The sequence below is a fragment of the Aliiruegeria sabulilitoris genome, from assembly GCF_001558155.1.
In the GTDB taxonomy this organism is placed as follows: domain Bacteria; phylum Pseudomonadota; class Alphaproteobacteria; order Rhodobacterales; family Rhodobacteraceae; genus Tropicimonas; species Tropicimonas sabulilitoris.
This window is the reverse complement of sequence record NZ_LOAS01000019.1, coordinates 127,391-137,980: the sequence shown is the minus strand read 5'-3', so window position 1 is coordinate 137,980 and position 10,590 is coordinate 127,391. Positions and strand designations below refer to the sequence as shown.

Genomic DNA, 10,590 nt, shown 5'->3' with positions numbered 1-10,590 from the left:
GAAACGCTCCGCCACGGCATTCACCGTCGCGCCGGGTTCCAGTGTCTCCGCAACAACCCGCGCCTTCACGTCATCCGGCCACCGCCGGTGCCCGGACGCATAGATCTCGACGCCCAACGATCTGAGAAACGAATTCTGCGCACACATTGCGAAACGCACTCCCCATCATGAGATGGAAGACATCTCGCAGCGGGCGGTCGATCCTACAACGTGGGCCTCAGCCGTCGCTTACCTACCATTGCATGTAACGGTCTCCCATTCGATCGATTTAACCCGATGAATCCAGATTACCCGGCTTGCGTTATGCTGTCCTGCCAAGCTTTGTCCGCCAAGATTTCCTTGATTGACACTGACGGCATGGGGCGGCTGAACAGATACCCCTGAACTTCGTTGCAACCGTGGTTCCGAAGGAGGTCGGCCTGTTCCATTGTTTCAACGCCTTCGGCGTTGGACACCATGCCCATGGATGATCCGAGCTGGATAACCGCTTGGACGATACTTCTTGCATCCGTACTTTCGCTGAGATCTGCGACAAAGGATCTGTCGATTTTGATCTTGTCGAATGGAAAACGACGCAAGTAGCTGAGGCTCGAATAGCCCGTCCCAAAATCGTCCATCGCAATTCGCACTCCGAGGCTCTGCAACGACTTCATTGTCTCAACCGCCTCCTCTGTGTGGCTCAGCAAAACGCTTTCGGTAATCTCGATTTCCAAACGACGTGGGTCGATCCCCGAAGATTTCAGTGCATCCTCAATGACCTTCGTCAGATCGCCCTGCCGAAACTGCAACGGTGACACGTTGACGGCGACGGATAGTTCCGGCCAGTCTGCTACCTTTCGGCAGGCCTCTTGAATAACCCACTCGCCGATCGGAATGATCAAGCCGGTTTCCTCTGCAAGCGAGATGAACGCATCAGGCATCACCAATCCGTGTCCCCTACGGTTCCAGCGGAGAAGCGCCTCGACGCCAGTTATCGAACCGGTTTTAAGATCAATCTGAGGCTGGAAATGCAGTACGAGCTCATTTCGCTCGATTGACCCACTAAGGTCGTTTTGCAACTGCTTTCGGGCAGCCAAGCTATCGTTCATCTCCGTCTCAAAGTAGCGGAATACACCCCGTCCATCTGCTTTCGCCCCATAAAGCGCAAGGTCGGCATGGCGAAGCAGGTTCTGAGGATCAGGAGCCTGACCTGGGTTATGAATGGCAATGCCGATGCTCGCGCCGATCGCGACTTCGGTGCCACATAATTCGAACTTTTCCTTTAAAAGGCCGATCAACCGCTCTGCAAGATGCGTCGATCCATAGGGTTGCGACGCGTTCCTTTGGATGATGGCAAATTCGTCGCCGCCGAGACGTGCCAGGAAATCCTCGTGGCGCAAGCATTCCTTCATTCTGTCGACAACCTGTTTCAGCAACTCATCGCCGGCTTCATGGCCCAGAATGTCGTTTACTTCCTTGAAGTGATCCAGGTCCAAACAGAGCAGGGCAACAGGTTTCGGTTCACGCCGTTCGGCCTCCGTCTCCGACAACGATTTCTTCAGCCAATCGTTGAACAGTGATCGGTTCGGCAAAGTGGTAAGTGGATCGTGGCTGGCAAGGAACATGGCGCGATCAACAGCCGTCTTCAGGAACTTTAGCGGCAGTGTCCGAAGCGAGAAAAAGGTCGCCACCGCTGCACAAGATGACATGGCCAGCACAAAAAACGACTGCCAAAGGAGCGGTATCAGGCTCGCCGAGAGCACGAGTTCGCCAACCGGTACGCCGGTGTCGTGAATCGTGCGGTAGACTGTTCGGCTTGGCCAGCCAACGTTCTGTTGCCCGACATGTACGACCACATCTCCGGAGCGATCAAAGACCGTCTGGCTATCCGCTACGCTGGTCGTTTGAATCAATTCCTCGATACGATGGGATTCAAAGACCCACATCAGCGGATTTCGCACGGCGTAGCGTGAGACCAGCTTTGAGTTGACCGTTGCCTCCGCTCGCAGCCCGCTCTCAACGCTCTGAGCTTCGTGGTGGAACTTGAGCACCGGCGGCACTACGCAGATCAGGGTTGATACGACCAGTGCCAAGAGCGTCGTAGCCCAAACCATCGATGGCGAAAACTTCGATGGAAGTGGCGTTTGTGGGTTATTTGGCCGAAGCATGGTTGCGCACATCCAGGATCTCCTGGCCTTTGGGCGAGAACAGGAATGATATAAATTCTTCGACGACTTGCGGCTTATCCTGCGTGCTGACCACGAACAGCGACGTGGTGGAAAGTATGTTTCGGGAAGGCGCAGCGCCAGCCTCGGGCAGGACACCATCAAGCAAAAGCACCTTGATGTTTCGTTCCTCAGTCGCAATTTGTCCCAGTGTGATCACTCCGAGCGAACCTGTGATCTTTTCAAGAGCGTCTGCGTTATCCTGATCGTTGCTCGCCACAAGCATGCCTTGGCGTGCATGTGCAAGTTCAACGGAATCGCCCATTTCGTCGGAAAGTGATTGAAGGGCTTTCGTTGTCGTTTCCGACTTCGGTCGCAGGACCAGCCGGATCTGCGTGCCGTCTTCCCACTCAGTCATATCGCCAGCAAATATCGCTGCCAGTTCACCCATGCTCAATCCGTGGGATTGCGTGCTGGACGAGGTCACCAGCGCCAATGGTGTGGTTGCATATAGCTTCGCCCTCAGACCTTTCTCAGCTTCCTTTGGCTTGAGTTGTCGCGCGCTGACGGCAATATCGACAGCACCTGCGACGAGCGCCTTGATTCCGCCACTGCTTCCCAAGCTCGGAAAGACGGTAACCTCGACATCGGGATTTCGTTTTTCGAACTCGGCACCGATGATCTTCATGCCGCCCAAGGCGGCACCGGTGCCGCCAATACGAAGCTCGGTCGCAAACGCGGGGGGCATCATGGCGAGAGTCGCGATTGCAGCCAGACCTTTCAGAAGCGTTCCAAGGAGGCGGGCAGGCATCTTCGTTCCCTTCACAGTTGTTCCTGGAATCTTGTAGGCGCAATTCGCTAACGAATTCTTGCCCCGCGAGTTTGTGCCCACGAAGTCTCATTGAGGCAGTCCTGAAGGGAATTTAGGTACCGAGACAATGTATGCGGCAAAAGCTACGAACGACGGATATCCAGAGGATAGCGTTGCTTCGCTCCGGACAAAGAGACCAAATTCAGTTCATTCTTCTTGCAGGAAAATCGCGCTGTGTATGGTACATGCATGCTTGCGCAGGTGCAGGAATCCGCCAGAAGACAGGCGTCACCCCTCCGCCGGTTGACGACAGTTTCAGCTGTCCGATGGACAGCCCCCCGGTCTGCTTGAAGTAGCCCCGCGTAGGTGGTCCACCAACCAACCCCGAGGACATCGTCACCAAGCTGAGGCAAGTCGAAGTGCTGCACGGCCAGGATATGTCGATGGCGGATGCGGTTTGCCAGATTGGCGTATCGCAGCACACGTTCTATCGATTGCGCAAATAGTGTGGCGGGATGAACCGGGCAGAACTCACCCGTTGCGTCGATGAAGTCGCGCAAGCGATGGGACTTCAGGGCATGTCCAAGAGCACGGTGTCAAAGCTGTGTGAGGACATCGATGAACGGGTGAATGAGTTCCTCAACCGACCGCTCACTGGCGAATGGCCCCATGTCTGGCTCGACGCCACCTATTTCAAGGTGCGACAGGGTGGGAGGATCGTCTCGGTGGCCGCCAAAATCGCCGTTGCGGCCAACACCGATGGGCGGCACGAAATCATTGGCCAGCGGCTTGGTTCTTCGGAAGCCGAGACCTTTTGGATGAAGTTCCTGCGCGGCCTGAAGGCGCGCGGGCTTGTTAGCACCAAGCTGGTCATCAGCGACGCCCACAGCGGCCTCAGGGCGGCCATTGAGTCGCTGCTCGAGGCGACTTGGCAGCGATACCGCGTCCACTTGATGCGCAACGCCCTGGCTCACGTTTCACGCGGCCCACACATCCGCCGGAGAAACATGGCGCCGTGTCGCCGACCAACTCCGCCCACGCTGGCCGAAACTGGCAGCCCTCATGAACGAGAGCGAGCACGACGCGCTGGCCTACATGGCGTTCCCTCGCCAGCATCGGACCAAGCTGCACAGCACCATTCCCATCGAGCGTTTGAAGAAGGGAGTGAAGCGGCGAGCCGATGTCGTCGGGACATTTCCCAACGAGGCATCCATCACCAGGCTCATCGGCGCCGCCTTGTTCGAGCAGAACGACGAATGGCAGACCGCAAGCCGCTAGATGATGGTCGAGGCGTTCGCACGGATCGACCACGAGGAGACAGCCCCCATTCGCAGCATCACAACACAGGCCGCCTGATCATGACATCAGGCCATGAGGGAAATTACACCAGCTTGACGGACGTGACCCCGGTTCAGGGATGAACTATTGAACGATGAGGCGTTCTAGTCGCTGAGAGTGCCGAAAATCCAGATCGAGAAATGGCGAAAACACTACAACACCGCCAGACCGCACAATTCACTCGGGTACAGACCGTGCGCGCCAGAGGCGCTCATACCGATGGATCACAGACCAACCATGCATTAGCATTCAACCCGGATCGGCCGGCAGTTCGACCGATGCCTCAACTGGCTCCGCGACATCTCGTTCCCGTGTGGGCCAACGTCAGCGTCGATGGCCCAATACCCGGATCCTCCGCGATCTCTCTCCGTGTCCGGCCGCCGGTCAGCGCCAGCCGCACCGCTTCGCGCAGAAACTTCGGCGTCGGCCTGTTCCCCTTTCCCATAGAACACCTCCTGGTTTCTCAGTTGGTGATCTCCACTATTCTCGGGCAAGTCCACTTGAGCTGTGCCCGGTTCATCCCGCCATACAGCTTGCGCCATCGCTAGAACGTGTTCTGCGACACGCCAGTCTGGCGAAGCGCATCCGCCAGCGACACACCCTGGCCATGCAGCACTTCGACTTGCCTCAGCTTAGTGACGATGTCCTAGGGACAGGTTGGTGGACCAACCTCAGGAGGCTACTTCAATATTCTTGTCGGTCCGCCTGAACACGTTTCTCGTCACCCTTCGTGGCGATCAGTCGACAGAACCAGCTCTGCGAAGGATTTATTTTTAAATCAATGAGTTAATACCCTATATCGTGATCTTGGCCTCGGTCTCTCTGAACAGTTGGGCGACTGCCTCGATCGGGATTGGGTTGAAAAAGGATAGACCAATTTGATTGTCCTTTTTCCAGACAATTCGAGCGTAAACTTCTGTCCCGGCGACAACAAACGAAACAATTTCACCTTCGTCCAACCCACGCTCGAGATTGACCATTGCGCCCTCATCGTGAAGATTCGCGATCGCCCCGAAGCTATCGCCATCGCCAGAACGCAGGACCACGGTAGCATTCGTCTCGAGCCGTGGCTTTCGCGGGATTGAGATATTCATAGGCATCGGAAGACTCATCGTGGCCGCTGTCGGCGAGATGCTACATCCAGAATGTTAATGAGACTTGGTCCTCATGGTGATTTCCCTCGCAATCCCCCGTTAACGCCGTGGGTTACCAACCACCGGCACCAAAAAGCATCGTCCAGATGTTCCATGATCTTGCCGTTGTCATTGAGCCGCAAATGTCGATGCCGGCATATTTCTACCCTACGCGCCAGATCTGGCAACAGCGCTCGGTCTTGCTTTGGGTTTGCTGGTGATATGGAGCGCCGCGGACGTGATCTATCTGCTGGTCTTCCAGCGAGTCGGCCAGTTCGCCCGAGATGCAACTCGACCCGTAGCACCTCGGGAAGAGGCGCTTGTTTGAGGTTATGGCCGCGCGCGCTGCCGCCCAGCTTCGAGGGGCTCCTTGGACCAGCGGAATTAGAGGCTCCGGGCAATGCCTTCGCGACGGCACAACTCAACAATGCTGTCCTCGCCCTTCAGGCCATCCTCCACGATCCGGGGACCTTCTCTTCGGCCAAATACTGCTTGGGGTGCGCGCCGGATGTCCTAAACGATCATCTCTCCGTGGCTTTTGCACGTTCCGGGTTTCTGTCCCACCTCCACTGCTTGGTGGTTGCGATGAGCCACAACCCCACCTTTCTCAAATCACCCTAACCGGTCCCATTGGTGCTCTGCCGTCGGTGAGCTGCCAACAATAACCCTTGCTCGAACATTACTCGACGCCCTAGCGTGGCGCACTGGAAACAAGAAATCGGAAAAAGGTGCATCTTATGAGACATTTCATGACAGCGTGTTTGGCCGCAACCATGGCAATATCGATGGCCGGCAGCGCATTTGCACAAGATGACGAAGAAGAAGTACAAGCATTGGTGGAAGACAACGGGAGCCAGCTTGGTAACGGCAATGCCGTTGCAGGAAAGAAAAATGGTCTAGGCAAGGCCAGCGATCAAGGAAAGGCGAATTCCAGCGACAAGTCGCGAGGCGTGGGAACCACCCTTGATGGACAAGGCCCAAATACCGGGGGCGACAGTCTCTGAACCTGTCGACTTGAGAGGTTCAATGTAGACTTCGAAATTTTCGAGCTTTGACAAGTCCTTCCGGCGCAAACGTGTTGGAAGAGGTATATTGTCCGTCCACTTGTCAACCAGACACTCACGAACATCGATCCCCTGCAACGAAGCCTCGGGTTCAGGTCCGTGCGTGTCGATCCGACGGAGGTAAGGCTTGCAAGGGACGTGCGAGGAAGCTGCCTTGGTCTGTCGAGGCAGGCAGTTGCCTTGCGTCTGAACATCTCCCCGTCTGGCGTGACCCATTTTCGAGTATTGGTCGATCACGACGGGCGTTCGTTTATTCTCGCGGACGCCTTGCAGAATGCCCGCAGCACAGCCCGGCATCGGTTTGCCCGCGACGAGATGGCCCCCTTCACGCCGGCGCCTCTGTAACGCCTACGATCAGCGCGTCGACATGTCATGGACCCATCAGCATTTTCGATCCCTCATGCCGACCTTAGGGGCGACTTCTTATGCCGGTCATGTCTCTTCCCCGCGCCTCCCATGCCGTGCACGCGAGTGTGGCAGCATCAGACCCGACTGTCTGGCAGTTTGCACCACCGAGAGCCCGATCTGACAAACGGTGTATCCGTTACGTGGCTCTGGCCGGACTAGTACAACCCGATCTCTGCCAGTGAAACATCCGCCAGGTGGTCTTTGCCAAAGGCGACCAGACCTACGGATTTGATCGTCTCCGCGGCCACGCGACCCGGAAGCAGCCGGCCCGAAGGCTCGAATGCCGACCATGGCAGCCTGATTTCGCGCCACTCGGGTCCGGTCTCGAACCCGGCCTGGTAATACTGCCATGGCAGGCGCGTCGCGCGTGTTCGCAGGTGGATGAAGTAGCGTTCCCCGTTGCCGCGCACTTTCAGCACCAGCCCCTGAATATCCGGCTCCAGCGGGTCGATCATGGTCCGGATCTGGATGAATCCCCCACGGTTCTCCGTGCTGACATCGCCGGACAGTCGCACAAAGCTCTGGCCACCGTCTTCACCCATGCTGGATTGCCCCTTGGACACACCGCCCATTACGTTATCGGCCAGGTAGGTCCAACTCAGATCGGCAGCGGCCTGCAGGTTTCGGGTCATAACTGTTTCACCATGGCTAACGGTTCCCAGGACCGCGAGGGCGATTGCAATCAACGTGTTTCGTATCATCCGCCAGACTCCCCTTCTTGCTCTTCCTTGACAGGTAGTCCGCTCCTGCCAGATGTTGAGCCCGCCCGCGCCGGTTTCCTGCAGCCGCCGCCCTTTCATGAGCTGGTGATCCTACTCCCACGGCCCCGAACGCGGCTTTCGTCCCGGTGCATGCACAGGGATGCGCGAGCGAACCGTGGGGGTTTGCCCCGACATCTGCCGCAAGGCCGCAACACGGTTCGCCGTGGACGGGTGGGTCGCGAAAAGGTTGTCACGCGCATGTGCATGCAGCGGGTTGATGATGAACATGTGGGCCGTGGCCGGGTTTCGCTCTGCCGCATCGTTGTCGATCCGAGATGCGCCTGCCTGGATCCGCTCCAGCGCATCGGCCAGCCAGTCGGGGTTTCCACAGATCTCGGCCCCCGCCTTGTCGGCCGCGTATTCGCGCGTCCGGCTGATCGCCATCTGGACCAGCCCCGCGGCCAGTGGCGCGAGGAGCATTAGCGCAAGCGTTCCCACGATCCCCGGCCCTTCATCCCGGCGACCGCCAAAGAACAGCGCGAAATTGGCAAGCATCGTGATCGCACCGGCGAAGGTCGCGGTGACGGTCATGATCGCCGTGTCGTGATTGCGAATATGCGCCAGTTCATGCGCCACGACCCCGGCCAGTTCCTCGCGCGACAGGCTCTGCATCAGGCCGGTCGTCACTGCCACGGCGGCATTGTCGGGGTTTCGGCCCGTGGCAAAGGCATTGGGCTGGGGCGTATCGATCACGTAGACAGCCGGCATTGGCAGGTTGGCCATGTCGGCAAGGTCGGCCACCATCCGGACAAGCCCATGCGGGTCATTGCCGCTCACGGGCCGGGCATTGTGCATCCGGAGGACCATCTTGTCCGAGTTCCACCAGGAAAACGCGTTCATCCCGGCGGCCATAATGAGCGCAAGGACCATGCCGCCCGAGCCGCCGAGAAGATAGCCGATCCCCATGAACAGGGCCGTCATCGCCGCCATCAACAGGGCTGTTTTCGTGTATCCCATGGATGTCATCTCCTGGAACTGATCCGGTACATGCTTTCGATATAGAGAGGAATCCAGACGACACAATCTCGGGAAAGCGAACCACAGTCGCGCGGGCATGTTTCCACCGCCAGGCCCTGGCTGGGCATCGACGGCCAGGAGAATGCCGCCAGGGCGGGAGCGGCTGCCCGCGATATTTCACCGGTGTCGGTTTCATTCCGCCGCGCTGCGCCCGTCCCGCTCCAGCAACTCGCCATGCTTGCGCGCGGCGAGGACCTCGCGTGCGCGGGCATATTCCGGGTCGTTCCAGAACATCAGGCAGCCATTGCAGCCGCGCCCGCAGCAGCGCTCCACACCCGTGCGCGATGAATGGGCGCGCTGCGCGACCGCTTCGTCCGAGATCGTCTCCTGCAGCGCCTTAACCTGCCGGCGATAGGCTTTCTCGCGGCCGTTCTCGCCCAGCTCGATCTTCTGCGCGGTCTTGTCCAGCCGGATCCGGGCCCAGTCATCCTCGGGCAGCATCGCTTCCTTGCGCACGATGGTCATCGGCGGGAAAGCCTTGCGGATCGCCTCCGGGTCCTCGCGGTCAAAGGCGCTCCACGGCACGAAGACACGATGCCCAAGCGAGCCGTGCACCACGTCCATGGTCTCGCCCTCGCCGTCGATCTCGAACGCATAGAGCCGCAGCAGGACCGTCTCCAGCTTCGGATCGGGCGGCAGGAATTCCAGCACGTCCCCCGCATCGATGCGGTTCTTGACGTTGAGCACCAGCCCGTCGTCGCGGACCTCTCCGACCATGGCGGCGTATTCCCACGGCGCGGTCGAGCGGGTGTGATCGTAATTATGGGCGTGGTTCTTCAATCGTCCCTCGTGGAAGCCGAGGGTAAAGCCCCGGTTCGTCGCCCCTTCCAGCTCGGCCATGAACGGCTCGGGCGACCAACCCTCCGGATCGCGATACCAGGCGTCGATGGCCCGCCTGTAGGCGCGGGTGACGCTGGCCACGTAATACGCGCTCTTGTTGCGGCCTTCGACCTTGAGGCTGTCCACGCCGATCTCCAGAAGCTGGTCGAGCTTCGGCATCAGGCACATGTCCTTGGAGTTGAGGATGTAGCTGCCGCGCATATCCTCCTCCAGCGCCATGAACTCGCCGGGGCGGACGCCCTCCTCCAGCAGGAATTCGAACAGCTCGCTAGTATGTTCGTTCAGCTCGATCTCCTGCGAGGTGCCGTCCTTGAGCCGCAGGTGCAGCTTGTACATCCAGCGGCAGGAATTGGCGCAATTGCCCTGGTTGGCGCCGCGCTCGGCGAGGTAGTTCGACAGCAGGCAGCGCCCCGAATAGGTCATGCACATGGCGCCGTGCACGAAGGTCTCCAGCCGGATGTCGGGACAATGTTCGCGGATCTCGGCAAGCTCGGCAAAGCTCACCTCGCGGGCCAGAACCACCAGCTCGGCCCCCTCTTCCTTCCAGTAATCCACCGTCAGCCAGGAACAGACATTGGCCTGCGTCGAGACATGCAGCGACAGCTCGGGGGCGTGTTTGCGCAGGTAGCGGAACACGCCCGGATCGGCCACGATCACGCCGTCGGGACGCATTTCGCGCAACACCTGCACGTAGTCGGCCAGCTTGGCGATATCCTTGTTATGCGTGAAGAGGTTCAGCGTCAGGTAAACGCGTACCCCGTGGGCATGGGCATGGGCAATGCCGGTCTTGACGTCTTCGAGCGAGAACTTCGATTTCGTGCGCAGGGACATGTCTGGCGTGCCGAGATAGACCGCATCGGCGCCATATTGCACGGCGATCCTGAGCCGCTCCAGCGAGCCGGCGGGCATGAGCAATTCGGATCTGCGGGGCGTTTGCGTCTTCATGAAATCCTGACCTTCCGGGGGTAGGCACCCCAATTAAACCGAGCGTGGCGCCAATGACAGAGTGGGCGCGGCATGCAGCAATGGCGTTGCATCGTGGAAAATGCAATCATGCGTGCCCAATTTTTCTGC

General features: G+C 58.8%; 8 protein-coding genes and 2 pseudogenes. 3 read left to right on the top strand and 7 right to left on the bottom strand.

The window, feature by feature from the left end; all coding sequences use genetic code 11:
• The 3 genes from AX756_RS16480 to AX756_RS16470 all read right to left on the bottom strand — a co-directional run.
• Window positions 1–147: transposase (locus AX756_RS16480; RefSeq protein ID WP_156461531.1), on the bottom strand; the 147-nt coding region annotated here is incomplete at its 3' end.
• 140 nt (window positions 148–287) lie between these two features.
• Window positions 288–2,159: a putative bifunctional diguanylate cyclase/phosphodiesterase gene (locus AX756_RS16475; protein WP_082739152.1), complete on the bottom strand. Its 1,872-nt coding sequence runs from the start codon at window positions 2,157–2,159 to the stop codon at window positions 288–290.
• Window positions 2,131–2,970, bottom strand: a complete 840-nt coding sequence (locus AX756_RS16470) for a PstS family phosphate ABC transporter substrate-binding protein (protein ID WP_068313959.1) — start codon at window positions 2,968–2,970, stop codon at window positions 2,131–2,133. Before AX756_RS16470 ends, AX756_RS16475 begins: the two co-directional genes overlap by 29 nt.
• A 518-nt stretch (window positions 2,971–3,488) precedes the next feature.
• On the opposite strand from AX756_RS16470, the pseudogene AX756_RS16465 reads away from it, so the two are divergent.
• Window positions 3,489–4,311, top strand: a pseudogene (locus AX756_RS16465) (IS256 family transposase); the annotation flags it as partial.
• Between the two features lie 51 nt (window positions 4,312–4,362).
• Window positions 4,363–4,506, top strand: a pseudogene (locus AX756_RS25175) (integrase core domain-containing protein); the annotation flags it as partial.
• Window positions 4,507–5,087: 581 nt separating this feature from the next.
• Here AX756_RS25175 and AX756_RS16455 read toward each other — a convergent pair.
• Window positions 5,088–5,393, bottom strand: coding sequence for a PilZ domain-containing protein (locus tag AX756_RS16455; protein ID WP_068313952.1), 306 nt, complete (start codon window positions 5,391–5,393; stop codon window positions 5,088–5,090).
• 770 nt (window positions 5,394–6,163) lie between these two features.
• Between AX756_RS16455 and AX756_RS16445 the strand changes: the two genes are divergently transcribed.
• Window positions 6,164–6,430, top strand: coding sequence for a hypothetical protein (locus tag AX756_RS16445; protein WP_068313944.1), 267 nt, complete (start codon window positions 6,164–6,166; stop codon window positions 6,428–6,430).
• A gap of 623 nt (window positions 6,431–7,053) precedes the next feature.
• Here the strand turns inward: AX756_RS16445 and AX756_RS16440 are convergent.
• The 3 genes from AX756_RS16440 to AX756_RS16430 all read right to left on the bottom strand — a co-directional run bounded on the left by AX756_RS16440 (window position 7,054) and on the right by AX756_RS16430 (window position 10,461).
• The gene (locus AX756_RS16440; RefSeq protein WP_068313940.1) at window positions 7,054–7,530 is read right to left on the bottom strand and encodes a CIA30 family protein; all 477 of its coding nucleotides are present in this window, start codon (window positions 7,528–7,530) and stop codon (window positions 7,054–7,056) included.
• Window positions 7,531–7,710: 180 nt separating this feature from the next.
• Window positions 7,711–8,616, bottom strand: coding sequence for a zinc metalloprotease HtpX (htpX, locus tag AX756_RS16435; protein WP_068313936.1), 906 nt, complete (start codon window positions 8,614–8,616; stop codon window positions 7,711–7,713).
• Window positions 8,617–8,808: 192 nt separating this feature from the next.
• A complete protein-coding gene (locus tag AX756_RS16430; RefSeq protein ID WP_068313933.1) occupies window positions 8,809–10,461 on the bottom strand; it encodes a peptidase U32 family protein in 1,653 nt (550 codons plus the stop codon).
• Between the last annotated feature and the right edge of the window lie 129 nt (window positions 10,462–10,590).